Source organism: Sphingomonas faeni (assembly GCF_040407495.1).
GTDB classification, from domain to species: domain Bacteria; phylum Pseudomonadota; class Alphaproteobacteria; order Sphingomonadales; family Sphingomonadaceae; genus Sphingomonas; species Sphingomonas faeni_D.
In genome coordinates this window covers 803,012-829,431 of the sequence record NZ_JAPZPP010000001.1, presented here as the reverse complement: position 1 = coordinate 829,431, position 26,420 = coordinate 803,012, and the positions used below count along the sequence as shown (strand labels likewise).

Genomic DNA, 26,420 nt, shown 5'->3' with positions numbered 1-26,420 from the left:
GGGAAATCCTCTACAGGCCGGATACGGGATCGCGGCGGAAGGTCTGGGAATAGGAATAGCGGTCGGCGGGATGGGTATTGATCGCCATCTCGACGATCTCGCCGCGCGCGTTGAGATAGTGCCGCGTCAGCCGGAGGCCCGGCGCGCCGGTCTTGGTTTCGAGCAACCCGGCGATCGGCGCGGGGATCGCCACCGCTTCGATATGCTGGCGGACCTCGGCGACGCGCTCGCCGAACTGTTCCTCGATCCGGCTGAAGATCGGCACGTCGCCGACATCGTCGTCCAGCTTCAGGCTCCGGAACGCGGGGTGGAGATAGATGTCCGAATAGGAGATCGGGCTGGTCCCGGCCGCGCGGCGCAGTGCCATGAGATGCAGCCAGGTCTGGCCCGATGTCGCGCCGACCTGTTCGGCGAGCGGTCCGTCCAGCGCGATCGTCTCACGCGCGATGATCGTGAGGCTGGTCTCGTTGGTATATTGCTGGAGGTCGGACAGCCCCTCCATCACCTGGCGGTACGCGGCCGGTCGCGATAGCCCGAGGACGCGCGTGCCGACCCCGGCCTGACGCGAGACCATGCCCGATTGCACGAGCCGCTTGATCGCCTCGCGCACGGTGAAGCGGCTCGCGCCGAACTGATCGCAGAGCTCGAATTCGGTCGGCAGCAGCGTGCCGATCGGATAGCGCCCATCCTCGATCTCGTTGATCAATGTCTGCGCGAGTTGCAGGTAACGCGGTTGCTGACGAAGCTGGGGCATCGGATATCCATCGGTCGCTTTGTCGGGTGATCCGGACAATAGCGTACCGTCCGATGCCTTGGCGTTCGATGCAAGCGCGGGTGTCACCGTACCGCGCCGCGGGTCCGCAGAGCCGCGACGTCGTCGTCGCTGTAACCGAGCGTCGCGAGGATCGCGCCGGTATCCGCACCGAGTGCTGGGGCAGCCTTGTCCGGATGCTCGACGCCGCCCGCGCGGATCGACGAGGCGATGCCGGGCAGGGGGCCGTGTTCGGGATGCTGGAAATCGATGATCCGCTTCGATTCCGCGAGAAACGGATTGTCGAGCGCCTTTTGGACGTCGAGCACGGGCGCGGCCGGTACGCGTCCTTCGAACAGCTGCATCCAGTCCGCCGTGGTGCGGGTCGACAGCACCGCATCGAGATCGGCGTTGAACACCGGCCGGTTTTCCAGCCGTGCGGCAAAGGTCGCATAGCGCGGATCGGTCGCCCATTCGGGACGCTCGATCAGCCCGCACAGGACCTCGAAGAACTTCTCCTTGTTGCACATCACGAAGATCCAGCCGTCGCTGGTCGTGTAGAGCTGGCTGGGGGTGAGCGAGGGATGGCTCGATCGCGACGTGCGTTCGACGGTCACGCCGCCGTTGAGATACCATTCGGCGACATAGTTGAGATTGCCGAGCGCGACGTCGAACAGGCTGACGTCGAGATCGCGCCCGATACCGCTAGCGCGCGCCGAAACCACGCCGGCCAGGATCGCGAGCGCGGCCGTGGTGCCGGTCATGAAGTCGACGATCGACAGACCGAAGCGCGCGGGGGGCGTCCCCGGCTCGCCGGTCAGCGACAGATAACCAGCCTCGGCCTGCATCAGATAGTCATAGCCGGGCCACGCCGCGCGGCTGCCGGTGCGGCCATAGGCGGAGAGGTGGACGCAGGCGATCGCCGGGTTGAACCGCGACAGCGCGGCGTAATCGAGGCCAAGCTTTGCCGGCAGGTCGCCGCGCAGGTTGTTGAACACCACGTCGGATTCCGCGACGAGCTTTTCCAGCACCGCGCGCCCGTCGGCGCTCTTCAGGTCGAGACCGATGCTGCGCTTGTTGCGGTTAAGCGATTCGTAGAAATGGCTGTCACCTGGCCCGAAGAAATACGGGCCGACATGGCGGCCGATATCGCCGCCGTCCTTGTGGTTCTCGATCTTGATGACCTCGGCGCCGAGATCGGCAAGCTGCTGCGTGCCGAACGGCCCGGCGCCATATTGTTCGACCGCGACGATGCGCAGGCCTGCGAGTGGCTGGCTCATGCCGGGTTCCGCGCGATGATCTGCTTGGCGATGATGATCCGCTGCAGTTCGTTGGTGCCTTCGCCGATCGTCAGCAAAGGTGCGTCGCGGTAGAGCCGCTCGACGTTGTATTCCTTCGAATAGCCGTAGCCGCCGAAGATCCGCATCGCCTCGATCGCATTTTCCAGCCCCGCTTCGGTCGCGAAATACTTGGCCATGCCGGCTTCCATGTCGCAACGCTCGCCGCGGTCATACGCCTTGGCGGCGGCTTCGGTGAGCAGGCGGGCGGCATAGGTGCGCGTCGTCATCTCGCCCAGTTTCAGCTGGATCGCCTGATGCTCGCAGATCGGCTTGCCAAAGGTCTTTCGTGTTTGCGAATAGGCGACCGCTTCATCCAGCGCCGCCTGTGCGATGCCGACGCCGCGCGCCGCGACGTTGATCCGGCCGAGTTCGAGCCCACCCAGCACCTGCTTCAGGCCGACGCCTTCGATCCCGCCGATCAGCCGATCGACCGGCACGCGGTACCCGTCGAACGTCAGCGCGTTGCTGTCGATGCCCTTGTAGCCGAGCTTCTCCAGCTTCTTCGACACGATGAAGCCGTCGCCCTTTTCGGCGATCAGCAGGCTCATGCCCTTGTGGCGTGGTTCGGCGGCCGTGTCGGTCTTGACGAGCAACAGGATGGTGTTGCCCGAGCCCGAATTGGTGATCCACATCTTGCTGCCGTTGACGACATAGTCGTCGCCGTCGCGCGCTGCGGTGGTGCGGATCGCCTGGAGGTCGGTGCCCGCGTCGGGCTCGGTCAGGCCGATGCCGCCGCGCAGTTCGCCGGTCGCGAACTTCGGCAGGTAATGATCCTTCTGCGCCTCGGTGCCGCAACGCTGCACCGTCATCGCCATGATCATGTGGCTGTTGATGATCCCCGCGACCGACATCCACACGGTCGAGATCTTCTCGATGATCCGCGCATAGGTCAGCGTCGAGATGCCGAACCCGCCGAATTCGGGCGCGATCATCAGGCCGAACAGGCCCATCTCCTTCATCGTGTCGACGATCTTCTGCGGGTATTCGTCGTCATGCTCAAGCTGGTGGACGAACGGCCGCACATCGGTTTCGAGGAACTTGTCGATCGAATCGAGGATCATGATCTCTTCGTCGGTCATGGCGCCATCGGCGGCGATCGCGTTTGCCAGGGTCATACGGATACTCCTTGAGGGTCAGTGGCGCTGGCGAGGATGTCGCCGAGCGCGGAAGCGGGGTGCCGGTCCATGTCGAGCACGGCGGCGCGGATGTGCGCGGCGCGGGTCGCGTCGACCGTGCGCGCGGCGTTCTCGAAATATTTGGTGTCGATGTCGGCGTTGCTGAGCGGCCGGTCGGCCGCACCGCGGTTGATCGCCTCGCGGTGGCGCAGCATGCGGCCATCGTGGGTTTCAACGATGACTTCGCCGGTGAAGTGCTTGGGATAATCGCTGTCCGGGTCGATCGCGTACTCGACGCGCGTCGCCAGATCGAGCACCGCCGGATCGTTCAGTGCCGCCGGATCGAGCGCGTCGAGCGTGAACTTGCCCGTCAGCAGCGCAGTCGCGACCGTATAGGGAATCGAGAATTGCGCGTCGTAGCCGGTGCGGGGCGTACGCTTGGGGGCGACTGGCTCGCAGACGATCGGGATGACCGCCTCGGGCACCAGCACGATGACCTTGGCGATGTCGGCGGCGGTCAAGTCGTATTCCGTGCGCAACGTGATCGCCGCATCGATCGCGGCATGCGTCATGTGGCACGCGGGCAGCGGCTTTACCGATACCGCCTCAATTTCCCAGATCTCGCCGAGCGCTGCGGTCGCCTGCGCAAGCAGGGCAGGGGCAGCGTCGCGCAGATACAGCGCATATAGACCGAACCGCCCTTCATACGCAGCAGGCGGTCCGACGAAGCCGTGCTTGGCGAGCGTGGCGGCGGTCAATGCCGAGCTTGCCGCCCAGCCGGGATGCAGGCGCTTGGTCCACGCACCGTCGGCCAGAAACTCCAGACTCCCGCCGGCCATCGACAGCACGATCCCCTGCGCCATCGCGATCTGCTGTGCGTCCAGCCCGAGCAACCTGCCGGCGGCGAGCGTCGATCCGAATGCGCCGATCAACCCGGTCGGGTGGAAACCGAAGCCGTGGAACCCGCCCGCACCGACGGCTGCGACCCGCGTCGAAACCTCCATCGCCGCAATATAGGCGACGAGCAGGTCGACGCCTGAGGCGCCCGCCTTGTCTGCTGCAACGAGTGCTGTCGGGAAGGCACTGACGGTCGCGTGGATGATCCCACGCGAATGCGTGTCGTCATAGTCGAGGCCGTGCGTGACGAGCCCGTTCATCAGCGCCGCGTCGCGCATCGCCAACGTGCGGCCATAGCCGAGCACCGGCGCCGTCCCGCTACCGAGATCCCCCGCTGCGGCGAAGCTCGCCTCGGCCCAAGGTGCACCGACCGCTGCGAGCCCCGTCCCGACCGAATCCAGGATCAGGTGGCGCGCACGCTCCTTGACCCGCTCGGGAATCGCATCGATCGTCAGGCCAGTCGCGAAATCGGCGAAGGTTTGCGAGAGCGTCACTTGGCAGCCCCCCCGGTGACGAGCGAGTCGTCGGCGACGTCGTCGAGCGACTGGCCGGTGGTCTCAATGTTCAGCAGACCGACCGCGGCGATCATGCAGGCGAGCACCACGCCGACCATGCCGAGCACGCCTTCCAGTGCGAAGCGCTCGAACAGCGCGACGGTGGCATAGGGCGTGACCATCGACGCGGCGCGCCCGCACATGCCCGCAAAACCGGTGCCGCGCAGCCGATAGGCGGTCGGGAACAGCTCGGGGATGTAGGCGAACAGCGCGAGTGTCACGAGCGTGTAGATGCTCGACACCAGCAGGAAGCCCGTCAGCGGCACCATCAGGTCGCCGTGCGCATTCGGATACAGGAAACCGAAGATCATGATCGCGACGGCAGTCGCGATCAGCGAGGCGCGGCGCGAAATGCGGTCGGCGATGCCGATCGCGACGATCGCACCGAACACGCTGCCGAACGACATCAATGTCGTGTACCAGAGCGAGGTGACGATGCCCGTGCCGTGGCTGACCAGGAAGGTCGGCAACCACGCGACGAAGCCATAGACCGAGACATTGACCGCGATCGCGGCGAGCGTCGCGGCAATCAGGCGGCGGCGCAGCGTCGACCCGAACAGCGCGCTGAGCGGCGCGTGGACCTTCGGCACCACGCGAACGGCTGGAACGGGGGCAAGCGGGCCCTTGTGCGCGACGACTTCGGCTTCGATTTCGCGCAGCGTGGCTTCGGCCTCGTCGTTGCGACCGACCGATTCCAGCCAGCGCGGTGACTCCGGCATCTTCTTGCGCATCACCCAGACGATGAGCGCAAGGATGCCGCCGATCGCGAACATGTAGCGCCAGCCGAGCGTCGGGATGACGATGTAGCCGACCGAGGTCGCGACCAGCAGGCCCGAGTTGACGACCATCCCCATGATCGACACCCAGCGACCGCGATAGGCGGGCGGGATGAACTCGCCGAGCGTACCCGCCGCGACCACCAGCTCGGCACCAAGGCCGATGCCCATGATGAATCGGCAGACGATCAGGAACGTCATGTTCGGCGAGAAGATCGCCGCGATCGATGCGACCCCGAACAGCGCAAGGTTGAACTGATAGGATGCGCGACGCCCGAAGCGATCGCCGACATAGCCGGCCATGCCTGCGCCGATCATCATCCCGAGGAACGTCATCGACATGAACACCGCAGCCTGCGCCAGCGTCGAGAAGCCCTCCGCCTTCAGCGCGGCGATGACGCCACCCGCAAGATAGACGTCGAACGCGTCGAGGAATGCGCCCGCGCTGATCAGCCCCAGGATACGCCAGTGGAATCGGGAGATGGGCAGACGGTCCAGCCTGGCTCCTGCGTTGACGGCGATGGTATCGGCCATGGGGCTACCTCTCTTCGGAATAACGACGGGCCGGGTCTTCTTTGGTCGAAGCTCTCGCAGGCCGCTTGGGGGACGTCCGGCCACCATCAGGGGCGGCCGGTTGGTCGATCGGTCGGGCTATTTGTCGTCCGGAGATTCACCGCGCTTGTAGACCAGCGAGTTGCGCGTGAACTCCATGATCTGCTTGGCGTTCTGGTTGAACGCGCGCGTGCGGGTCGTGACGATCCCCTGCGTCGGTCGCGACTTGGACTCGCGGATCTCGAGCACCTCGGTTTCCGCGGTCAGCGTGTCGCCGCCGAATACCGGATGCGTCAGCTTGATCTCGGTCCAGCCCAGATTGGCGGGCGACTTGCCGCTCACGTCGTTGACGGTCATGCCGAGCACGATCGCCAGCGTCAGTCCGCTATTGACCAGCAGCCGCCCGAACTCGCTCTTGGCGGCATATTGCGCGTCGCAGTGCATCGGGTGCGCGTTCATCGTCATCAGCGAGAACTGGATATTGTCCGCATCGGTGATCGTCCGCCCGGGACGATGCTCATAGATGTCGCCGACGACAAAATCCTCGAGATAGCGGCCATAGCTCGCGCGGTAGCGCTGCTCGCCAACCTTGATAGCCGAAAGGCTCATACATCCTCCTTATCGCTTTGTACGGACATTATCGAACTTATGGTTTGGCCGCAAGTGGAAGCTTTCGACACACCGTCTTTAGAACGCCACTTCGGCTCTTGCGGCAAACGTGTCGCCGGTATCCCGTCCGGTGAAACTGCCCGTGCGGTTGTCGGTACGGAAATGGATATAGTCGGCCATGAACCGGAAATTGTTGGTCAGCGACCAGTTCAGTCCCAGCGTTCCCGCGGTGCCGGTCCCGCCCAGCGGAAGATCCGAGCTGTCGAGATCCTCGTACCGGGCGACCGCCTCCAACGCACCCCAGCCGCCGTCGAGCACAGAGTGGAGCACGTTCGGTGCCACGTACGTGCCGCTGCGCGAGGCATAGGTCGGGGTCTCGCCGGTGATCCAGAAGCCACCGTTGATCGACAGCGCCTTGATCTTGGCGCTGCGGAAGGTCGAGGTCGGCCCTCCATGGACGGTGCGCTGGCCATATTCGCTGAACGCGTAGAACGGTCCGAGCGTGCCGCCCAGTTCCAGACCGAACGCCTTCGATCCATCCGCGCCCGTCAGCGCCGCAGATTCGACTCGAACGCTGTTGTTGATCGCCCCCGACATGTTCTGCGCAAAGGTCGTCGGCAGGGTCGTGTCGGGAATGTTCTCGCTATACGCCCAGCCGCCGACATGGATCAGGCCATGCTTGGTGAGGATCGGGTTCCAGTGCGCGCGGCCCAGCACCATCCGGTTGTCGCTGCGGGTAAAGTCATTGTCGATCGCGTCGCCGTGAACGCCGAGGCTGGCGTGCCAGTTCTCGCCACCGGCACGACCGACCACACCGAGCAGGTAAACGCGCCCGCCCTGCGTCGCCAGTGCGGTGGTGTTGATGTTGGTGGTGATGAACGGGTTGGCGGTTGCCGCGGTGCCGATATCGATACCGCGATCGGTGATCAGATTGCCGAAACGGATGTCGGTGTCGGTCTTCCCGAATTTCTGACGGTATCCGACGAAGGTCTGGACGACCTCCGTCGCATTGCGGCGAAAATCGGCCTCGAACTGGTAGAACAGGTGATCGCCGATCGTGCCGACCCCGCCGAAGCGGAACTGGCGCAGTGTCGAGACGGTGATGTTCCGACGATCGAAGTCCGACCCGCCGGTCGATGACAGATCGGCTAGGATGCGACCGCGCGGCTTGAAGGTGAACTTGCCATTGCGACTGCTGAACACCGGCGCACCGCGGCTCCAGTCGACCGCGAGATCGGCGGGCAGCGCTACCCCTCCGGCGCTCGTGGTCTGCGGATTGCCGACCGGGACGGGAGCGATCTTGGCGCCGGCGTCGGCCGCTTGCGTGGCGACCTGCACGCGCGTGGGCGGCGGTACCGGGGCGGGCGGGGGTGCAGCATTCGCCGCTAGGGCACGGCTCGCCTTGGCCTTGGCGTTTGCGATCAGCGTATCGGCGCGTTCGCGGCTGACCAGCTTGTTCTCGACCATCTCGTCGATCAGCGCCAGCATGGTCTGGTACGACGGATCGGTATCCAACGCCGACGGCGTTTGCGCCTCGGCTACCGAAGGAAGCACCGCAAGCAATGCGCACAGCGATACGGCGTACGAATGACGCATACAGACATCCTCTTGTGATCGGGATCGTCCGTCTCCAGCAGCGCGATATCCCGGGACCAGCTTCGCTAGTACCACATAATCTTAATGTCCGTACAAATGCGCTGTCAAGACCGTTTCGTGCGTCGAACACGTCACGGCATATGCGGGATCGTCGTGCGGGGTGCGAGATCCGGTCGCATCCGGATCAGTCCTTCCTGCGTCACATGCGCGATCGCCCGCCCGTCGCGGCTATGGAACACGCCGCGCGCGATACCACGACCATGCCCCGACCACGGGCTCTCGCTGCTATACAGCAGCCAGTCGTCGAGCGGCACGTCCTCGTGGAACCACATCGCGTGATCGAGGCTCGCGGTCTGCATGCTGTGCGCGAACATATTGACGCCGTGCGGGATCAACGACGCACTGAGCAGCGCATAATCCGACAGATAGGCGAGCACGCTCCGGCGCATCGCGGGATCGGTCGGTGCGCTGCCCCTGAACCGGATCCAGACATGGGATATGGGTGTGCCGGGTTCGGTCTGGAAGAACGCCGGCACGCCGCAGGGCCGGATATCGAACGCGGACGGCTGGCCGAGGAACGCTACGGCTTGCGCGGAGATATCCGCATAGTCGCCGGCGAGGACGTCGAGCGAGCGCAGCGCCTCCGGCGGCGGAAGATCGGGCATCGCGATCGCATGCTCCAGCCCGGCTTCCGGCCGCTGGAACGATGCAGCCAGCGTCAGGATCGTAGCGCCGTTCTGGCTTGCGGTGACGCGGCGGTTCGCGAACGATTTGCCGTCGAAGTCGCGTTCGACCCGCAAGATGATCGGTTGCGTCTCGGTGCCGGCGCGCAGGAAATAGGCGTGCATGCTGTGCGCCATTGCGGGGCCGTCGACCGACCGCTGCGCCGCCATCAGCGCCTGCGCGACGACCTGGCCCCCAAAGACGCGCGCGGTCGCGCCGGGCCTCTGCAGTCCGCGGAAGAGATCGGTATCGAGCTGTTCGATGTCGAGCAGCGCGACGAGTTCGGCGGCGAGGTCGGGCGTCGATAGGGGGTCTGTCATTGCCGCCCGTACCGCGCGCGCATTCAGCGTCAAAGCCGCGCGGTCAGCTTTGGTCGGCGGCCAGCATTTTGGTCGGCGCAATCTCGTCGACGCGACCGGCGAGGTCGAGCAGGTCGCGGTGCAGCCGGCCCGCGGCAAAGGCGAGCCCGAACACGCGCCCCGATGCGTCGAAATCCAGCGTCGCTGCGGCATCGCTCCGGCGGAACAGATCGAGCGCGGTACCGAACATGCGATAACAGGCTTCAACGTCGCCGCGATCTACTTTTCCGCGCGTGCGGAGCGCCTCCGAACACCGGGTTGTTAGCGCGGCATGCGCGGTCAGCATCGCCGCCGATGGCGTGGCGAGCGCTGCCATTGCCGCCGGGGGCAGCGGTTCGTCGAGTGCGCGACCGCTCAGCACCAGGTCGTTGCGGATCCGCCAGAGCGTGCGCGGGACCGCGGCGGGGATACCGTGATCGGCGAGCCGCGACGCCCGCTCACGGTCGGCATCCTTCATCGCCAGCTCGACCGCGGCCAGCGCATGACGCAGCGCGGCGTGTTCGGGGGACGAGGGCAGCGCGAGCCCGGCGGTCAGCGCGTCGGCCTGCGCGCGCAGCATCCGTTCGATATGGCTCAGCACCGCTAAGGTTCGCGCAATCACCACGCCGTGCGAGCGTGCCGGCAAAATCAGCATCGCCGCCAGCACGCCGATCAGGCCGCCAAGCCCGATCTCGATGATGCGGTCGCGGACGAAGATCCCTACCGAAGATCCGGGCGGCGCGCTGAGCAGCATGATCGCGGCGGTGACCGGCGCGATCCGCAACCGCGGCCGGACCGACGCGACGAGCGCGGCGATCCCGGTGACGGTAACGAGCACCAGCCCGAGTCCGAGCGTATCGGTCCGCCCGAGCGCCGCGCCGATCCCGCCGAGCACTGCGCCCAACAACGTCCCCAGCAACCGATCGGTCGCCGCGCCGAGCGTTCCCCCGATCGATGCCTGCATGACGATCAACACGGTGAATACTGCCCAATAGCCTTCGTGCAGGCCGAGCGACTTGTACGCCGCGAACGCCACCGCGGTCGCGACGATCACGCGGACCGTCTGGCGCAGGCTGTCCGCATTGGCCTTGATCAAGGCATCGGGCCGGAACTCGAATGTCAGCGCGCGTTCCTTCGGTCGTGGGCGACTAGTCCGAGTCCCGGTAGCGCCTGCGAGACTGACCGTAAATTCGTGCGCAGGTACGGGATCCGATCTTCTGCGCCCGGCGACGATCTGACGGGCGGTCGGATCCATTCCCGCGCGAGACCGCTCTGGTTCCGCAAACGAGGATGAGCGCGATGAACGACAACGACCTTCGGTACCTGCGCCGGTGCGTGGATCTGGCGAGTGAGGCCGTTGAGGCGGGCGACCAGCCGTTCGGCTCGGTCCTGGTGTCCGACGGCACGATCGTGTTCGAGGATCGCAACCGGACCGGCGGCGGCGATCCGACCAGACATCCCGAATTCGCGATCGCCCGCTGGGCCGCCGAAAACCTGACCGCGCAAGAACGGCGGTCGGCGGTCGTCTATACCTCGGGCGAACATTGCGCGATGTGCGCGGCGGCGCATGGTCTGGCAGGCCTGGGACGGATCGTCTACGCGACCTCGTCGATTCAGCTCGGCGAGTGGTTGCGCGACCTGGGCAAGCCGCAACTCGGCATCGCGCCGTTGCGGATCACCGACGTGGTGCCCGGAGCGATCGTCGAGGGCCCAGTCGTGACGTTCGCCGACGAAGTCCGCGCGCTCCAAGCGCGTGCTCGCGATTGACACGCAAGGGCCGGTCAGATGGCGAGCCCGTTTGTCTCGACATGCGCTGCGATGTCCCCGGCGGTCGTCCACCAGATGCGGGAATCGTCCGCTTTGCGCAACGCCGTCAGAACGCTTGCGAGGGCAGGGACGCGGTGTGCCTGCCCCATGATATAGGGATGGAGCGCGATGCCGAGGACGACCGGACGCCGGTCGCATTCGGACAGCAACTGGGTAACGGCTGCACGGATCATCGCCGCGAACGTTTCCGCTTCCTGCCGTCGCGCGATGATCGCGGGGATATCGTTGATCTCCTGGGAGTACGGTACGGACAGCAGGCTGCCGGTCTTGGTCCGCAGCCGCGTCGGCTGATCGTCATGCGCCCAATCCAGGACATAGCGATAGCCCTCCGCCGCGAGCAGGTCGGGCGTGTTCTCGCTTTCCGAAATCCACGGCCCGAGCCATCCCGTCGGCCGGGTCCCAAGCGTCGCCAGTCGCTCGGTGACGTCGGCAATCATCGCACGTTCGCGGTGGGCGGACAGATCGCCCTGCGCCGCAGCGTTGGTGCCGCCGTGCGCGGCGATCTCGTCGCCCCGGTCGCGGCAGGCTTCCGCCAATCCCGGACAGCGATCGATAACGTCGCCGTTCAGCAGCGCCGTGGTACGTAACTGGAGGCGGTCGAATAGATCGAACAGCCGCCAAGCGCCGACCCGATTGCCGTAGTCGCGCCAAGCATAGTTCATCACGTCGGGCTGGGTCTGCGACGGCGCAAGCTCGGCCCCAAGACCGCCCTTGAAGTCGAACACCTCGTAGTTCACGCCGAAGTAGATCGCCAAGCGCCTGCCGCCCGGCCAGTCGTAATCAGGCCGATCGTTGATGGCGGAATAGGCGTAACGGCCGTGGTGTTGCGTGCTCATCGCACCTGAACGGACTTCGTACCAAAGCGTTGCGTCGTGGATGGACACAGGTTCGGCGTCGCGAAAGCCCGCGGGATGGCGATCCGGCGACGGTCGCGTGCGACCGTTGCCATGGGCAAAGCATGCATACTCATTTGGTTTGATCGGTAGCGATCAAACCCGGCTCTCGATGCTGTCCTAATCCCCGTGAGCTTAAACGGCCCGTAACGGTCCGTCAGGCAGCCTTGGCGGCCATGCGCGCGGCCAGCTTCTCTTCCTCGGTCCAGATTTTCCGCTCGCGTGGTGCCTTGGCTGGCTTGATCTGCTTGACCGGCCCGCCGCCCAGCACGGGCGCGCGCTTGGTCGAATGGCGCGCCACTTCGCAGTGCCATTCGTGATCGTCCTGCACGGTCAGCGTGCGGCCGATCTCCCGCTCCACATCATGCAGCCAGGCGCGTTGCTCGGCGTCGCACAGCGTGACGGCGAAACCGCTGCGCCCGGCCCGACCGGTCCGGCCGATCCGGTGGACATAGCTTTCCGGCAGGCTCGGCAGGTCGTGGTTGAAGACGTGCGTCACCGTGTCGACATCGATTCCGCGTGCGGCGATATCGGTCGCGACGAGGACCTGCACGGTACCGGCGCGGAACGCGTCGAGCGCACGCTCGCGCTGGCCCTGCGACTTGTTGCCGTGCAGCGCCTCGGCGGTGATACCCGCTTCGCCGATGAACGCGCAGACGTCGTTGGCGATGTTCTTCTGCAGCGTGAAGACGACTGCCTGGCCCATGTTCGGCGTTTGCAACAGCGCGAGCAACGCCGCCTTCTTGTCGGCCGCGTCGAGGAACATCACCGACTGGTCGATCCGGTCGACCGTCGTCGACGGCGGCGCGATCTCGACCTTAGCCGGATCGCGCAACAGGCTCTCGGCCAGTGCCGCGATCGACTTTGGCATCGTCGCCGAGAACAGCAGTGTGTGGCGATCCTTGGGCAGCGTCGCGACGATCCGCTCGATCGGCTTGGCGAATCCCATATCGAGCATCTGGTCGGCCTCGTCGAGCACCAGCGCTTCGAGGTGCGACAGGTCACAGACGCCCTGTTCTACGAGATCGAGCAGGCGGCCCGGCGCGGCGACGATGATATCGACGCCGCCCTCGAGTGCCTTGACCTGATGGAACTGGCTGACCCCCCCGAAGATCGTCATCACGCTCGGCTTGATGTGCCGGCCGAAACTTTCGAAACCCGCGGCGATCTGCGACACCAGTTCGCGCGTCGGCGCCAGCACGAGCACGCGCGCGCCGCCCTTGGGCGCTGGACGCGGATCGGCGGCGAGACGATGGAGCAGCGGCAGCGCGAAGGCTGCGGTCTTGCCAGTACCGGTCTGCGCCATGCCGAGCATGTCACGGCCTTCCAGCAGCATCGGGATCGACTGCGCCTGGATCGGTGTCGGGTTGGTATAGCCTTCCTCGGCGAGCGCCTGCAGCAGAACGGGCGCGAGCGAGAGATCGGCGAAAGTCATGGTCATTGTCACGCGGCGCCTCCAGCGCTGAGCTAAAGCTGCGCCTGGTCGGGCTTAGCGTCTTGAGCGCGGGCAGTTAGATTTTATGCTGCACTGCGTCAATGCGGAAACCCCCTGCGGGGCTATTTGACGGTATTGTGCCTGTGTTCAGTCGCGCGTTGTGGATCGCCTCGGGTACGATCCGTATATCAAGCGACCAACAGCGTTGCAGGCGCCGGCTGCATCTTCAGCTAGGCGATAAAGTTTTCGGTTTCCATCGGGCGTGCGAACAAGAAGCCCTGCGCCTCCTCGCACGCGAGTTCCGTCAGGATTGCCGCCGCTTCGGCCGTCTCCACCCCTTCCGCGACCACCAGATAGCCAAGACGATGTGCGAGGCCGATCATCGTCTCGACAAGCACGAAATCGGGGCCGCTCGGTTCGATGAGGTTGCGGATGAACGCCTGATCGATCTTGAGGACCCGCGCCGGTAGCTGCTGGAGATACGCCAGGCTGCTATGACCTGTCCCGAAGTCGTCGATCGCAAGGCGGATCCCTGCGGCGTCCAGCGCGTGTAGGACTGCCATCGCCTTGTCCGGCTGGTCCATGATCGCGCTTTCCGTCAGCTCGATCTCCAATTGATCGGGGCGCAAACCGCGTTTCAACAGCCCCAGCTGAAGGCGCTCGACAAGATCGGCCTCGCCAAGATTGGCGGCGGAAATATTGACCGACAGCGTCACCGCGTCGCCGGTTTTCTCCCCGCTGGCGAGCTGGTCCATCGCTTCATCGATGACCCACTGGGTCGTCTGCCGCGCCAGCGAAGTCTGTTCGATGATCGGGATGAACTCGGCCGGGGATACGTCTCCAAGCCGGGGATGTCGCCAACGCAGGAGCGCTTCGGCCCCGACGCACTGGCCGGTCTCCAGGTCGATGCGCGGCTGATATACCAGTCGCAACTGGTCGCTTGCCTCAAGCGCCATGCCGAAGTCGCGCAGAAGGCTGTATTGGCGCTGATGCGCGGTATCGCTCGACGACGAGTACAGCGCGATCGCCCCGTCCGCACCGCGGGCGTCCTGCGCCGCGCTCGCGGCACCCCGCAGCACGTCGTCTGCCGGCATTTCGCCAAGAATGAACGGGCGGACGCCGATCGCGACGTTGGTCACGAACCGGACCGACGACGATGCCCTGATGACTTCGAATTCGGATTGAAGCGACTTCAGATAGGCGGTCTGTTCGATCCCGGGTGGCGACAGGAACGCCAACTGCGCCGGACCGACATGATAGGCCGACCGCGTCGGTTTGAGCACGTCGAGCAGCGACCGGGTGGCTTCGCGGATCATTTCGTCGACCCGGGCGCCGCCCAGGACCCGCGTGATCCTGCTGATCTGGTCGTCGCGCGCGAGATCCACGACGACGGCAAGTCGCTGTTCGCCCGGATGGTCTCGGGCAAGGTCGACGAGATCGTCGCGGAACTGACTGCGCGTGGGTAGCCCGCTGATCGGATTCACATGTCCGAATGCATGCTGCAGCTCAATTTGCGCCATGACCATCGCAGCCAGGTCGACAAGGGCGGCTAACTCGGCCGGAGTCGCATGTCGCGGTTCGGTCCCCAGGACGCACAGTGCGCCCAAGCCGTAACCGTTGCTGGTAATCAACGGCGCCCCGGCATAAAATCGGGTTCCTGCCCGACCCAGGACGCTGTCGGCGTAATAGGGATCGGCGTGCAGGTCTTCGATCACCAGAAGCGTGCTCGATTCGGCGACCTGGGCACAGGGTGCCCGATCCCGGGGAATGCTGGTATGGTCCACGCCGACGCGGGATTTGAACCATTGCCGGTCCCGGTCGGTAAGGGACACCGCGGCAACCGGCAGGCCGAAGATCTGGCTTGCCATCCGGGTGATCCGGTCGAAGCTCTCCAACGGTGAGGTGTCGAGCAGCTTGAGCTGGTACAGAGCGTCAAGCCTTGCTTCTTCCGGATAGTCGGGCACGCGGTACTCCTTGCGGCACCATGATAGAATTAAAACCTTAACGGTTTTATTCCGTCGCCATAATAGAGTCTTGCTGGGCACCGTGTCGCTTCGACAGGCCTGGTTCGACGGATCAAAGCCCGCCGGGACCACTTTGCTTTGACGCCGTAGAGAAACGTCCCCATCCTGGGCGCTTCGAGGAGAGCGGCGTGCGGCCAACGATCAATGACGTGTCGCGGCTTGCCGGGGTTTCCATCAAGACGGTCTCGCGCGTCCTGAACAACGAGCCGCGGGTTTCCGACGCTACGCGCGCACGCGTGACCGCGGCATTTGCGACGCTGAAATATCGGCCCAACATGGCCGCCAGGACCTTGGCCGGGCATCGCAGCTTCCAGATCGCGCTCGCCTGCGACAACCCCAGCCCGTATTACGTTTACGAGATGCAGTCCGGCATCCGCGATCGCTGCCTGCTCGACGGCGTGCGGATGATCGCGCAGCCCTATGACCACGATTCCGACCGGCTGATCGACGATATCGAGAGCCTGATCGACGGATCGGGTGTCGACGGACTGATCCTGACGCCGCCCGCGACCGACTATCCCGAAGTGCTGGCGCTGATGGCGCGTCGCAACGTCCGGTTCGTCCGGGTTTCGCCGGGCACCGATCTCGATCTCACCGCATCGGTGTTCATCGATAATATCGGCGCGGCGACCGTGATGACGCGGCATCTGCTGGCGCTGAGTCATCGCCGCATCGGCTTCGTCTCGGGGCATGCGAGCTATGCGACCAGCGTGCAGCGACTTGCGGGCTATCGCGCCGCGCTCGACGAAGCCGAGATCGCGTTCGATCCCGTCCTGGTCCGCCCCGGCGACTATGACTTCGCATCGGGCGCCGACGCGGCCGAGGCGCTGCTGGCGCTCCGCCTGCCGCCCACCGCGGTCTTCGCCTCAAACGACGACATGGCGGCAGGCGTGCTCAGCGTCGCGCATCGCCGCGGGCTGTCGGTGCCCGCCGACCTGTCGATCGCGGGCTTTGGCGACGATGCGATCTCGCGGTTCGTCTGGCCCGCGCTGACGACGATCCGCCAGCCGACGCGGACGCTCGGCTACACGGCGGCCGACCTGCTTCTCGCCGCCGAGTTCGCGGTGAAGCGGATCGAAGTCCCGTTCGAACTGATCCGCCGCGACTCTACCGGGCCGGTTCGATCCGCGGGATGAGCAACTGGATGAACCCCAGCGCCAGCAGATAGCTGACCGCACAGATCGCCAGCATCGGCGCATAGCCAAAGCCGTGGCCGAGCGACCAGGCGGATAGCTGGATCATGCCGATCGATCCCATGTTGCCACAGAACGCGGCGATCCCGATCGTCGACCCGACCGACCGCGCCGGCATGACGTCGGTCGTCAACGCGAAGACGTTGGTCGAAAACCCCTGATGCGCGAACAGCCCGAGCCCGAGCACCAACGCGGCGGTCCACGGGCTTTGCAGCGACAGCACGATCGGCACCGGCAGGATCAGCAGCGCGTACAGCAGCAGCGTCGATTTCCGCGCACGGTCGAGGCTCCAGCCGCGTGCCATCAGCCGGGTCGGTAGCCAGCCGCCGGTGAGCGCGCCGCAGGCCGCGAGCGCGTAGACGAGCGCGACGGGGAGTCCGACCTGACCCTGCGGCAGTCCGAACAGGCGGTGGAACAGATCGGGCAGCCATGACAGCATGAAGAACCAGACCTGATCCGACAGCACTTTGGCGACCGCGATGGCAAGCGTCCGGCGATCCTTGAACAGATCGATCCAGCGGATCGGCGCGGGGCCGCCGGTCTCGGCGATCGCGGCGGGCATCTTGAACGCGAACCAGGCGACCACCCAGACCAGTCCCAGGCCGCCCGCGACGAGGAACGCCGCGCGCCAGCCGAACGCGATCGCTAGCGCCGGGATGACGAGCGGTGTGATGACCGCACCAACATTGGGCGCGGTGTTGCCGATGCCCAGCGCGATCGATCGGTCCTTGGGCCCGAAATAGGTCGCGGCGGACTTGACCGCGGCGGGGGTGCCGATCGACTCCGCCGCGCCGAGCACGACGCGCGCGCCGATAAACCCCGTCACGCCCGACACGAACGCGTGTGCCATCCCGGCAAGGCTCCAGACGAAGACTCCCGCCGCGAAGCCGATCCTCAGGCCGACCCGATCGATGAACCAGCCGGTTCCGAGAAACGCGACCGCGGCAGCGAACTGGAACGCCGACGCCATGTTGCCGTAATCCTGATCGGACCACGCGAACTCCTGCTCGAGCGTCGGTTTCAGCAACGCCAGGATCTGCCGGTCGACGTAGTTCAGCATGATCGCGAAGAACACGAGCGCCACGACCACCCAGCGCGCCTTTGACTGGGCGGGCGAGGGGGCCGGAGAGGGGGTCTGTATCGTTTCCGTCAAAAGTTCAGCCTTGCGGTGATGCCGGCGTAGCGATCCGCCTCGCGCGGAATAATGTAGCGATAGGCGCCACCGGGCCCGCCACTGACGATCGACGAGGCGAAGCTGGTGTCGAGCACGTTCTTCACCTGGAGTATGATCCGGAAAGCGTCCTTCGCGTCGACGATACCGGCCGATAGATCGAGCAGGCCGTACGCCTTGATCGTGGTCGCGTTGCGGATCGCGGCGCTCGCGTCGAACTGTGAGATCTGGCTGGACTGGTAGGAGCCTTGCGCACCCAGTGTGAAATCGATGCTGCTGCCGGTGCGGATCCGGTAGTCGCCGCCGAGCGAGCCCTTCCACCGCGGTGCGTAGCCGAGTTGCGTACCCGCCGGCACGACGCCCGTGGTCGAGCCGTTGGTCGGGATCTTGAACTGGTCAACATGCGCGTCGGTATAGGCGAGCCCGCCCGAGATGTTGAGATCGCGGACGGGGCGGTAGAGGAGGTCGAGTTCGCCGCCGCGGGTCGAGATGTCGCCCGCATTGGTGAAGCGAGTGACGAGTACGCCGGCGACCACGTCGGGGTTGTTGGCCTGGAAATTGTGATATTTGGCGTAATAGGCGGCGACGTTGATCACCAGCTTGCCGCCGAACAGCGTGTTCTTCAGACCGACCTCGTAGCTGTCCGCGGTTTCCGGATCGATCACGTTGGTGCCGGTCGCGCCGAGATTGTAGAAGATGTTGAACGCTGGCCCCTTATAGCCGCGCGAATAGGTCGCGTAGCTCGTCGAGTGCGGCGTGACGTCAAACTGCAGCCCGCCCTTGCCCGACCAGTTGGTGTTGGTCGTCTTGCCGGCGAACGGGCCGAAGCTCGGGTTGATGCCCGGCCCCGCCAGCGTGGTGACGCGGCTGTGGAACACGTCGAGCTGGTCGCTGGTATAGCGGACGCCGGCGATCGCACGGAACCGGTCGGTGAGATTGAAGACGCCTTGGCCGAAGAATGCGAGGTTCTTGAAGGTCGAGCCGAACACCGCGGTGCCGGTCGGCCGGGTGACCGTCATGCCCGCGGTCGAGCAGGGGGTGAGCACGGTCGGCGTCGGCGTGGCGGTGCAGACGACATCGTCGCGGCGGAACGTCCGCTCGGTTTCCGCGCGCGAGTAGAATGCGCCGACGACATAGCTGAAGAACTGGTTCGACGGTGACGCGATCCGGACTTCCTGCGTGAACGTGTTGCTCGTCTGCGGCCCGAAATCGTGGAGCTGGTTGGCGCCGACATAGGCGGTCGGCAGCCAGTCGCCGTCGCGGATCTCGGTATTGTCGTATTCGCGGTATGAGCCGATGTACGTCACCGTCTGCGTACCGAGCGTCGCGTCGGCTTGCAGCGAGACGCCCCAGCTCTTCTCGTCGGTATGCGTGATCAGGTCCTGGTTGACGGTGCGCGACTTGTTGCCGTTGCGGTCGGGCAGGACGCTCGCGGTGAGCCCGGTGGTCGGCGTGGTGCCGATGACCTCGGCGCAGCAATCGTCGTTGCTCCGGCGATAGTCGCCGATCAGCGTGAAAGTCAGGTCGGGCGTGGCGTCGGCGACCACCATGCCCCGGAAACCGTAATGCTCGTACCCGTTCACGCGCCGGTTATCGTGCGCGACGTTGCGGATGTTACCTGCGTAATTGCCGTAGAATCCGGTGAATCGGCTCTTGATCGTCTCGTTCACCGGAATATCGAGCGCGGCGCGCGTGCGATATTCGTTGCCGTTGCCGGTAAAGAACGACCCTTCGACCGACCCGGCGAGCACGTTGCCGGGACGCTGGGTGACGATGTTGATCACGCCCGCGCTCGTGTTCTTGCCGAACAATGTGCCCTGCGGACCGCGCAAGACTTCGATCCGGTCGATGTCGATCAGGTCGCTGAACGCTTCGCCCGCGCGGCTGTAGACGACGCCGTCGACGACCGTGGAGATCGATGGCTCGCCTGCGACCGAGAAGGTCGAGGTGCCGACCCCGCGCAGGAACAGCGACTGGTTGATCGTCGTGCCCGATTTGCGGAAGTTCAGCGTCGGTACGAGGTACTGCGCACCTTCGAGGTTCACCGCACCTTGTGCAGCGATCTGCGCGCCCGAGATCACCGACACCGCAACCGGAACATCCTGCAGACGCTCCGAGCGCTTCTGCGCGGTCACGACGATCTCGCCCGGCACGGACGCATCGGGCGAGCTGGCGGCGGCTTGGTCGTTCGGTGCGTCCGATGCGGCCTGGATCGCTTGCGCATCCTGCGCCCAAGCCGGTGCGCTCAGCCCTGCGGCCAAGGCCACCCCCGTCAGCAACCAATGCGTTTTCATGCGCGTCCCCTCCACAATCCCTACTTCACGAGTAGGTTATACAGTGTCCTGCGCTGTCATACACCAATTCGACTTGGAGGGTGCAAAGTACCGCTTCATTCAAAACCCCAGTTCGGCCATCTCCACCACGCGCTTCGTCCGCGCGCTGATCTCGGCGGCGGTACCGATCGCCACTGCCATGAGCCCGTCACACGCGGTGACTTCCACACCGATCTCGCCGCGAACCGCAGCGATGAATTTCTGGTGCTGATAGAAGGTCGAGCCGTGATGGCTACCGACGTCGAGCGCGGTCTGGTCCACCGCGATCACCCGACGCTCGACCTGTTTGGGATTGAGGAAGCCGGTGCGCGGGCTGAACACCAACGCGCCTTCGGGGATCAGCACGTCGAGCCGAGCGGCGTCGCCGACCGCGGTGATCTCCTCCTGGTTCTCGGCGCCGTCCGCGAACATTGACAGGTCGAGCATCGCGCGGACGCCGTTGGCGAAATCCACCGTCGTGTAGCTGTTATCGATGATGTCGGGGCGTTCGCCATCATAGCGCTCGTCGACATGGTTCACATCCATCGCGCCCGAACAATAGACGCGGACCGGTTCCGACCGGATGATCAGCCGCATCAGGTCGAAGAAATGACAGCATTTCTCGACCATCGTCCCGCCGGTGTTGCGGCTTAAGCGGTTCCAGTCGCCGACCTTGGGCAGGAACGGGAAGCGGTGTTCGCGGATCGACAGCATCCGCAAGCGCCCGATCTGCCCGTCGTGCACCTGTTCGATGAACGCTGCGGCGGGCGGCATGTAGCGATATTCCATCGCGGTCCAGAACGGCCGTGTCATCTGCGCGGCGCGATCGACGACCCAGCGCGCGTCCTCCAGCGTCGTCGCCAACGGCTTTTCGCACAGGATCGCCACGTCCGCATCGAACAGCGGCTCGAGCACGTCGCGGTGCGTGTAGTTCGGGCTGGCGACGATCACCGCATCGACCAAGCCGCTGCGCGCGAGCGCCGCCGCATCGGCAAATTCCTGCACGCCGTCGCCGCGGGTACCCAGCGCATCGCGTGCCCAACCAAGCGACGTGCTCACCGGATCTGCGATCGCCGTCACCACCGCGCCGGGGGTGACCGCCAGGTTCTGGAGATGCTCGACCCCCATCATGCCGGTTCCGACCAAACCATAACGTACTTGCTCGACCAAGCCTATTACCCCTATCCGTGACAGCGATGTCGCAGCTTGATCCTACACCCAAAGCCATTCCCCTCGGCAAGAGCGGAATCCTTGTCAGCCCGATAGCCTGGGGCATGTGGCGGTTCGCCGGAGTCGGCGTCGCCGAAGGACGCGCGCTGATCGAGGCGGCGTTCGAGGCGGGCGTCACCCTGTTCGACACCGCCGACATCTATGGTTTCGACGGCGCTGGCGGGTTCGGCGATGCGGAAGTGCTGCTCGGCCGCATCTTCGCAGACTCGCCCGGCCTGCGCGAGCGGATGGTGCTGTCCACCAAGGGGGGCATCCTCCCGCCGCTGCCGTATGATTCCAGTCCGGCCTATCTCGCGAAGGCGCTCGATGCCTCGCTGACCCGGCTCGGCGTCGACCAGGTCGATCTCTACCAGATCCATCGCCCCGACATCCTCACGCACCCGCAGGAAGCGGCGCGCGCGCTCGAGGATATGGTCACGGCGGGGAAGGTGCGCGCGGTCGGCGTGTCGAACTACACGCCCGCGCAGGCGCAAGCACTGGCGTCGTTCCTGACCATCCCGCTCGTCAGCCATCAGCCGGAGTTCTCGCCACTCCACCTCGAACCGCTCGAAAACGGGCTGTTCGATCAGGCGATGGAGCACGGAATGGCGGTGCTCGCCTGGTCGCCGCTCGGCGGTGGCCGGCTCGGTGTGCCCGCCGACGCACATAGCGCAGCGATAGCAGCGGCGCTCGATCGCAAGGCGGCCGAGACGGGCGCGAGCCGGGCGGCGACCGCCTATAGCTGGATCATGGCGCATCCGGTGCGCGCGATCCCGATCGTCGGCACGCAGAACCCCGCGCGCATCGCCGAACTCGCGCAGGCGTTTGCAATCACCTGGACCCGGCAGGACTGGTACGATGTGCTGATCGCGGCGCGTGGCGAGGCACTACCATGACCAAATCCTGCGAAGTCAGCTGGTTCTCGGCGCTGTGCGACGACGACTACGAGTTTCTCGGCGTGCCCGATCCCCGGCTGCAGTCAACCTGGGAGCATTGCCGCGACATCGGCCTCCAGGCCGAGACCGGCGGCTACGACAACATCCTGCTCCCCTCGGGCTATGCGCTAGGCCTCGACACCACCGCCTTCGCCGCGGCGATCGCGCCGATGCTGCGGCGGCTGGCGCTGTTGATGGCGGTACGCGTCGGCGAAAGCTGGCCGCCGCAACTCGCGCGCCAGATCGCGACGATCGACCGGATGCTCGGCGGGCGGCTCAATATCAACATTATCTCGTCGGATATGCCCGGCGAGACGCTTGCGTCCGGCCCGCGCTACGCCCGCACGGTCGAACTGATGCGGATTATCAAGACGCTGCTGAACGGCGAGCCGCTCGATCACGACGGCGAGTTCTGGAAGCTGAAGCTCGATCCGCCGCGGATCGGCACCGTGTCGGGCAAGGCGCCGTTGCTGTATTTCGGCGGGCTGTCGCCGGACGCGCGCGAGGCGGCGGCGAAGGAATGCGACGTCTACCTGATGTGGCCGGACACGCGCGAGAAGGTCGCCGACATCATCGCCGACATGACCGCACGCGCCGCCCGCCACGGTCGCACGCTGCGGTTCGGCTACCGCGCGCACGTCATCGTCCGCGAGACCGAGGACGAGGCGCGGGTGTACGCCGATCGCTTGCTCTCGAAGCTGGATGCCGAACAGGGTGCGGCGATCCGCGCCAAGTCGCTCGATTCGGGGTCTGCCGGCGTTGCGGCGCAAGCGGCCCTGCGTGAAGGCGCATCGGCCGACGGCTATGCCGAAGCCAATCTGTGGACCGGCATCGGCCGCGCGCGCTCGGGCTGCGGCGCGGCGATCGTCGGCGATCCCGATCAGGTGCTCGCCAAGCTCGGCATGTACCAGGAGATGGGGATCGAGGCGTTCATCCTTTCGGGCTATCCCCACGCCGCGGAAGCCGACCTGTTCGCGCGGCATGTATTGCCACGGATGACGCACGCGCCGCTCTACGATCGCGACTGACAGCTCAGCGGTCTGCGGCGGGTCGACGAATTCGTGTCCGGCCAACCGCATTTCGCACGGAGCCGTTCACGAGATCCGTCGCCAGAGCTGCCAACCTATTGAGCGATCTGGTATATCAGGCGCCGGGACATGACTGTCCGGATGTGATCGATCGGAGACGTGGATGAAGGTTGCGATCGTGGGCGCGGGTATCGCGGGACTGTCGTGTGCGCTGCGCCTTCAGCAGGACGGATGTAGCGTGACGCTGTTCGACAAGGGGCGTGGTGCGGGTGGTCGCATGGCGACGCGACGGATCGAAACGCCCGCGGGCGAAGCCGCCTTCGATCACGGCGCGCAATATCTGACGATGCGCGATCCGGCCTTCGCTGCGGCAATGCAGGCGTGGGAAGCGGCCGGTGTCGTCGCACCTTGGGCCGCTGTGGGTGCCGATGCTTGGGTCGGCACACCGGGAATGAACGCGATCGTGAAGCACCTCGCCGCCAGCGCCGAGGTGCGCTGGAATTCCCTTGTGGTCCAGGTTTGCAAGACGGCTGCGGGATGGACGATCGATCCGGATGCGACGGGCGATCGGTTCGATGCCGTCGTCATCGCGACGCCCGCCGAACAAGCGTCGCCGTTACTGGCGCCGCACGATCAGGCCATGGCGAGCGAGGCGCTGGCCTGTCGGTCGGCACCGTGCTGGACGGCGATGTTCGCGTTCGACACGCCATTGGCGATCCGGCCAGACGTGATCAAGAATGCCGGAATCATCGGCTGGGCTGCGCGCAACAGTGCGAAGCCGGGACGGCATGGCCCGGAATCATGGGTTGTCCAGGCGACGCCGGATTGGTCGATCGAGCATCTGGAAGAGTCGGTCGACACGGTCGTCGATCGGTTGCAGGCCGCGTTGGCAGCGCAGAGTTCGGAAGATCTGCCGACGCCGATCGTGCGGGCCGGCCATCGCTGGCGTTATGCGCGGACGACGGGGGCGAAGATCGGGTCGCTCTGGAATGCGGAGGAGCGGATCGGGGCGGCCGGAGACTGGCTGCTGGCACCGCGGATCGAGAGTGCATGGCTGTCGGGCCGTCATTTGGCCGAGCAGATGCTGGCAGGCATCTGACCCGGTTTCGCCAAGCATCAGCCGCAAGCGGCTCGCCGTGTCAGTCGATGCGCAGGCCTTCCGCCAGGGCCTCGACGAACGCATCGACCTTCGGGTTGAGTTGACGACTTCGCGGCCAGACCAGATGCAACGGCAGGCCGGCGGTCGCACGGTCGGGAAGGATTTCGACCAGTTCGCCACGGCGGAGTTCGTCGCGGATCAACCATGTCGCGAGTTGGGCGATGCCGAAACCGGCCCGCACCGCGCCGACCTGTGCCTCGGCGCTGCCGAGCGTCATGCGACCCGCCATCCTCCGCTGCTCGACGGTCCCGCCCTCGTAACCGAAGCGCCAGTCGATCGTGCTACCGTCGCCGCGCCCGTACAGGATGCAATCATGGTCGGCTAGCGCATCGGCCGAGGCCGGCGTACCGCAGCGTGCAAGATAGTCCGGCGCGGCGCAGAACACGAGATGCTCGTGACCAAGCGCGCGGCGTCCCAGGCCGTTGCCGCCGACATCCGACGCGCTGATCCGGACGGCGACGTCGACGCCCTCCTCGATCACGTCGACGAACCGGTCGGTGAAGCTGATCTCGGGGCGCAGGTTCGGATGGCGACGGCAGAAATCGAGCAGCACCGGCATCACCTGGATCCGCCCGAATGCAACCGGCACGTTGATCTTCAACCGGCCGACCGGCTCCGTCTTGTGCGCGGCGAGCACTGCCTCCGCATCGCCCAGTTCGGCCAGCACGCGTACGCAGGTGGCATAGAAGGCGGCGCCTTGGTCGGTCAGCGAAAGACGGCGCGTGGTGCGTTCGAACAGGCGGCTGCCAAGCCGGGCCTCGAGCCGGGCGACTCCTTTGCTGACCGCCGAGCCGGTCAGGTTCAGGCGTTCCGCGGCGGCGGCGAAGCTGCCCGCATCGGCAGAGACGACGAACGCCTCGATGCCTTTAAATCGTTCGGATGGAATCATGAGTTCGTCGTATTGCGGAATTTCCGTCGCGCCAGTGCGGAATTAATGCCGCGGGCGAGAATTTGCATCGCTCTTATGTAGGCGAGCTTCAGCAGGAGTTTCGCCAATGCCAGTTTCCGTCCAGAATCCGCCGAGCCGACCGAGCGGGGTTACGGCGTCGGGCAATGGCCTGGCCGTCCTGTTGCTGGCGGTCTCCGCGTTCGTGATAGTCACGACCGAGTTCATCATCGTCGGACTGTTGCCGAGCCTGTCACGCGATCTGGGTATTTCGATATCCGCCGCCGGACAGCTGGTGACGCTGTTTGCCTTCACGGTGATGCTGTTCGGCCCGGTGCTGACCGCGATGCTCTCGCATTTCGAACGTAAGCGGTTGTTCGTCGTCATCCTGCTGATCTTCGCCGCGTCCAATGCGCTCGCCGCCGCCGCGCCTGATATCTGGGTGCTGGGGCTCGGGCGTTTCCTGCCCGCGCTTGCGCTGCCGGTGTTCTGGGGCACCGCGAGCGAGACTGCAGACGAGCTGGCCGGACCCGAGAAGGCCGGCAAGGCGGTCGCCAACGTCTATCTCGGGATTTCCGGCGCAATGGTGTTCGGCATTCCGCTCGGCACGCTCGCATCGAACGCGTTCGGCTGGCGCGGGACGTTCTGGGGACTGTCCGGCCTGTCGCTGGTGATGGCGGTGCTGCTGCTTGCAGTCATGCCGACGCTCGCACGGCCCAAGCGCGTCCGCCTCGCGGACCAGGCGCGGATTCTCAAGGATCCGTTCTTCCTCGGCAACGTCGTGCTGTCGGTGGTCGTGTTCACCGCGATGTTCACCGCCTACACCTATCTCGCCGATACGCTCGAGCATATCGCGCTGATTCCGGTAGGGCAGGTCGGCTGGTGGCTGATGGGCTTCGGGATCGTCGGTCTCGCGGGTAACTGGCTGGGCGGATATTTCGTCGCGCGCAACCCGCTGAACGTGACGCTGATCGCGCTGCTGGTGCTCGCACTCGGCATCGCCGCGACCACGCCGCTGGCGCTGCATCACGGCTGGCTGGTAGTCGCGCTGGCGGTCTGGGGCTTGGCGAATACCGCCCTGTATCCGATCTGACAGG

Annotated in this window: 22 protein-coding genes; 6 read left to right on the top strand and 16 right to left on the bottom strand. The window is 65.6% G+C overall.

The window, feature by feature from the left end; translation table 11 throughout:
- Positions 1–10 precede the first annotated feature (10 nt).
- The 9 genes from O6W96_RS03775 to O6W96_RS03735 all read right to left on the bottom strand — a co-directional run bounded on the left by O6W96_RS03775 (position 11) and on the right by O6W96_RS03735 (position 10,347).
- On the bottom strand, positions 11–754 hold the full coding sequence (locus O6W96_RS03775) for a GntR family transcriptional regulator (protein ID WP_353468318.1): 744 nt from the start codon (positions 752–754) through the stop codon (positions 11–13).
- An 83-nt stretch (positions 755–837) separates the two neighbouring features.
- Positions 838–2,031, bottom strand: coding sequence for a CaiB/BaiF CoA transferase family protein (locus O6W96_RS03770; RefSeq protein ID WP_353468317.1), 1,194 nt, complete (start codon positions 2,029–2,031; stop codon positions 838–840).
- Entirely contained in the window at positions 2,028–3,206 is a 1,179-nt protein-coding gene (locus O6W96_RS03765) for an acyl-CoA dehydrogenase family protein (protein ID WP_353468316.1), read from the bottom strand. Before O6W96_RS03765 ends, O6W96_RS03770 begins: the two co-directional genes overlap by 4 nt.
- Positions 3,203–4,597, bottom strand: coding sequence for an MmgE/PrpD family protein (locus O6W96_RS03760; RefSeq protein ID WP_353468314.1), 1,395 nt, complete (start codon positions 4,595–4,597; stop codon positions 3,203–3,205). The genes O6W96_RS03765 and O6W96_RS03760 overlap by 4 nt, the downstream gene beginning before the upstream one ends.
- Positions 4,594–5,967: an MFS transporter gene (locus O6W96_RS03755; RefSeq protein ID WP_353468313.1), complete on the bottom strand. Its 1,374-nt coding sequence runs from the start codon at positions 5,965–5,967 to the stop codon at positions 4,594–4,596. Before O6W96_RS03755 ends, O6W96_RS03760 begins: the two co-directional genes overlap by 4 nt.
- Positions 5,968–6,084: 117 nt before the next feature.
- Positions 6,085–6,594, bottom strand: coding sequence for a MaoC family dehydratase (locus O6W96_RS03750; protein WP_353468312.1), 510 nt, complete (start codon positions 6,592–6,594; stop codon positions 6,085–6,087).
- A 78-nt stretch (positions 6,595–6,672) separates the two neighbouring features.
- Complete coding sequence (locus O6W96_RS03745) at positions 6,673–8,190, bottom strand: OprO/OprP family phosphate-selective porin (protein ID WP_353468311.1); 1,518 nt, start codon at positions 8,188–8,190, stop codon at positions 6,673–6,675.
- A gap of 131 nt (positions 8,191–8,321) precedes the next feature.
- Positions 8,322–9,233 carry an acyl-CoA thioesterase gene (locus O6W96_RS03740; protein WP_353468310.1) on the bottom strand — a complete coding sequence of 304 codons (912 nt, stop codon included), beginning with the start codon at positions 9,231–9,233 and terminating at the stop codon, positions 8,322–8,324.
- A 43-nt stretch (positions 9,234–9,276) separates the two neighbouring features.
- On the bottom strand, positions 9,277–10,347 hold the full coding sequence (locus O6W96_RS03735; protein ID WP_353468309.1) for an FUSC family protein: 1,071 nt from the start codon (positions 10,345–10,347) through the stop codon (positions 9,277–9,279).
- A 203-nt stretch (positions 10,348–10,550) separates the two neighbouring features.
- On the opposite strand from O6W96_RS03735, the gene O6W96_RS03730 reads away from it, so the two are divergent.
- Positions 10,551–11,018, top strand: coding sequence for a nucleoside deaminase (locus O6W96_RS03730; RefSeq protein WP_353468308.1), 468 nt, complete (start codon positions 10,551–10,553; stop codon positions 11,016–11,018).
- 14 nt (positions 11,019–11,032) lie between these two features.
- Here the strand turns inward: O6W96_RS03730 and O6W96_RS03725 are convergent, their stop codons facing one another.
- The 3 genes from O6W96_RS03725 to O6W96_RS03715 form a co-directional block, all read right to left on the bottom strand.
- Entirely contained in the window at positions 11,033–11,914 is an 882-nt protein-coding gene (locus O6W96_RS03725; protein ID WP_353468307.1) for a polysaccharide deacetylase family protein, read from the bottom strand.
- A 214-nt stretch (positions 11,915–12,128) separates the two neighbouring features.
- Positions 12,129–13,412: a DEAD/DEAH box helicase gene (locus O6W96_RS03720; protein ID WP_353468306.1), complete on the bottom strand. Its 1,284-nt coding sequence runs from the start codon at positions 13,410–13,412 to the stop codon at positions 12,129–12,131.
- A 224-nt stretch (positions 13,413–13,636) separates the two neighbouring features.
- On the bottom strand, positions 13,637–15,568 hold the full coding sequence (locus O6W96_RS03715) for a sensor domain-containing phosphodiesterase (protein WP_353468305.1): 1,932 nt from the start codon (positions 15,566–15,568) through the stop codon (positions 13,637–13,639).
- On the opposite strand from O6W96_RS03715, the gene O6W96_RS03710 reads away from it, so the two are divergent.
- Positions 15,559–16,566, top strand: coding sequence for a LacI family DNA-binding transcriptional regulator (locus O6W96_RS03710; RefSeq protein WP_353468304.1), 1,008 nt, complete (start codon positions 15,559–15,561; stop codon positions 16,564–16,566). The genes O6W96_RS03715 and O6W96_RS03710 overlap by 10 nt on opposite strands.
- Here the strand turns inward: O6W96_RS03710 and O6W96_RS03705 are convergent.
- The 3 genes from O6W96_RS03705 to O6W96_RS03695 all read right to left on the bottom strand — a co-directional run bounded on the left by O6W96_RS03705 (position 16,538) and on the right by O6W96_RS03695 (position 21,276).
- Positions 16,538–17,683, bottom strand: a complete 1,146-nt coding sequence (locus O6W96_RS03705; protein WP_435372186.1) for an MFS transporter — start codon at positions 17,681–17,683, stop codon at positions 16,538–16,540. The two genes, O6W96_RS03710 and O6W96_RS03705, sit on opposite strands and share 29 nt — an antisense overlap.
- A gap of 89 nt (positions 17,684–17,772) precedes the next feature.
- The gene (locus tag O6W96_RS03700; protein ID WP_353468302.1) at positions 17,773–20,088 is read right to left on the bottom strand and encodes a TonB-dependent receptor; all 2,316 of its coding nucleotides are present in this window, start codon (positions 20,086–20,088) and stop codon (positions 17,773–17,775) included.
- Positions 20,089–20,187: 99 nt separating this feature from the next.
- On the bottom strand, positions 20,188–21,276 hold the full coding sequence (locus tag O6W96_RS03695; RefSeq protein ID WP_353468301.1) for a Gfo/Idh/MocA family protein: 1,089 nt from the start codon (positions 21,274–21,276) through the stop codon (positions 20,188–20,190).
- 104 nt (positions 21,277–21,380) lie between these two features.
- Here O6W96_RS03695 and O6W96_RS03690 point away from each other — a divergent pair, with 104 nt between their 5' ends.
- The 3 genes from O6W96_RS03690 (at position 21,381) to O6W96_RS03680 (ending at position 24,377) form a co-directional block, all read left to right on the top strand.
- On the top strand, positions 21,381–22,211 hold the full coding sequence (locus O6W96_RS03690) for an aldo/keto reductase (RefSeq protein WP_353468300.1): 831 nt from the start codon (positions 21,381–21,383) through the stop codon (positions 22,209–22,211).
- A complete protein-coding gene (locus O6W96_RS03685) occupies positions 22,208–23,278 on the top strand; it encodes an LLM class flavin-dependent oxidoreductase (RefSeq protein WP_353468299.1) in 1,071 nt (356 codons plus the stop codon). The genes O6W96_RS03690 and O6W96_RS03685 overlap by 4 nt, the downstream gene beginning before the upstream one ends.
- A 163-nt stretch (positions 23,279–23,441) precedes the next feature.
- On the top strand, positions 23,442–24,377 hold the full coding sequence (locus O6W96_RS03680; RefSeq protein ID WP_353468298.1) for an NAD(P)/FAD-dependent oxidoreductase: 936 nt from the start codon (positions 23,442–23,444) through the stop codon (positions 24,375–24,377).
- A 40-nt stretch (positions 24,378–24,417) separates the two neighbouring features.
- On the opposite strand, the gene O6W96_RS03675 is transcribed toward O6W96_RS03680, so the two are convergent.
- On the bottom strand, positions 24,418–25,326 hold the full coding sequence (locus tag O6W96_RS03675) for a LysR family transcriptional regulator (RefSeq protein WP_353468297.1): 909 nt from the start codon (positions 25,324–25,326) through the stop codon (positions 24,418–24,420).
- A 106-nt stretch (positions 25,327–25,432) separates the two neighbouring features.
- Here O6W96_RS03675 and O6W96_RS03670 point away from each other — a divergent pair, with 106 nt between their 5' ends.
- Positions 25,433–26,416 carry an MFS transporter gene (locus O6W96_RS03670; RefSeq protein WP_353468296.1) on the top strand — a complete coding sequence of 328 codons (984 nt, stop codon included), beginning with the start codon at positions 25,433–25,435 and terminating at the stop codon, positions 26,414–26,416.
- The last annotated feature ends 4 nt before the right edge of the window (positions 26,417–26,420 follow it).

Bases quoted from the DNA above. Each gene is read 5' to 3' on its own strand.
- O6W96_RS03720 (WP_353468306.1), bottom strand. From the start codon at position 13,412: ATGACCATGACTTTCGCCGATCTCTCGCTCGCGCCCGTTCTGCTGCAG.
- O6W96_RS03730 (WP_353468308.1), top strand. From the start codon at position 10,551: ATGAACGACAACGACCTTCGGTACCTGCGCCGGTGCGTGGATCTGGCG.
- O6W96_RS03740 (WP_353468310.1), bottom strand. From the start codon at position 9,233: ATGACAGACCCCCTATCGACGCCCGACCTCGCCGCCGAACTCGTCGCG.
- O6W96_RS03770 (WP_353468317.1), bottom strand. From the start codon at position 2,031: ATGAGCCAGCCACTCGCAGGCCTGCGCATCGTCGCGGTCGAACAATAT.
- O6W96_RS03670 (WP_353468296.1), top strand. From the start codon at position 25,433: ATGCCAGTTTCCGTCCAGAATCCGCCGAGCCGACCGAGCGGGGTTACG.
- O6W96_RS03675 (WP_353468297.1), bottom strand. From the start codon at position 25,326: ATGATTCCATCCGAACGATTTAAAGGCATCGAGGCGTTCGTCGTCTCT.
- O6W96_RS03680 (WP_353468298.1), top strand. From the start codon at position 23,442: ATGAAGGTTGCGATCGTGGGCGCGGGTATCGCGGGACTGTCGTGTGCG.
- O6W96_RS03775 (WP_353468318.1), bottom strand. From the start codon at position 754: ATGCCCCAGCTTCGTCAGCAACCGCGTTACCTGCAACTCGCGCAGACA.
- O6W96_RS03755 (WP_353468313.1), bottom strand. From the start codon at position 5,967: ATGGCCGATACCATCGCCGTCAACGCAGGAGCCAGGCTGGACCGTCTG.
- O6W96_RS03725 (WP_353468307.1), bottom strand. From the start codon at position 11,914: ATGAGCACGCAACACCACGGCCGTTACGCCTATTCCGCCATCAACGAT.
- O6W96_RS03765 (WP_353468316.1), bottom strand. From the start codon at position 3,206: ATGACCCTGGCAAACGCGATCGCCGCCGATGGCGCCATGACCGACGAA.
- O6W96_RS03690 (WP_353468300.1), top strand. From the start codon at position 21,381: ATGTGGCGGTTCGCCGGAGTCGGCGTCGCCGAAGGACGCGCGCTGATC.
- O6W96_RS03745 (WP_353468311.1), bottom strand. From the start codon at position 8,190: ATGCGTCATTCGTACGCCGTATCGCTGTGCGCATTGCTTGCGGTGCTT.
- O6W96_RS03700 (WP_353468302.1), bottom strand. From the start codon at position 20,088: ATGAAAACGCATTGGTTGCTGACGGGGGTGGCCTTGGCCGCAGGGCTG.
- O6W96_RS03705 (WP_435372186.1), bottom strand. From the start codon at position 17,683: ATGCTGAACTACGTCGACCGGCAGATCCTGGCGTTGCTGAAACCGACG.
- O6W96_RS03685 (WP_353468299.1), top strand. From the start codon at position 22,208: ATGACCAAATCCTGCGAAGTCAGCTGGTTCTCGGCGCTGTGCGACGAC.
- O6W96_RS03750 (WP_353468312.1), bottom strand. From the start codon at position 6,594: ATGAGCCTTTCGGCTATCAAGGTTGGCGAGCAGCGCTACCGCGCGAGC.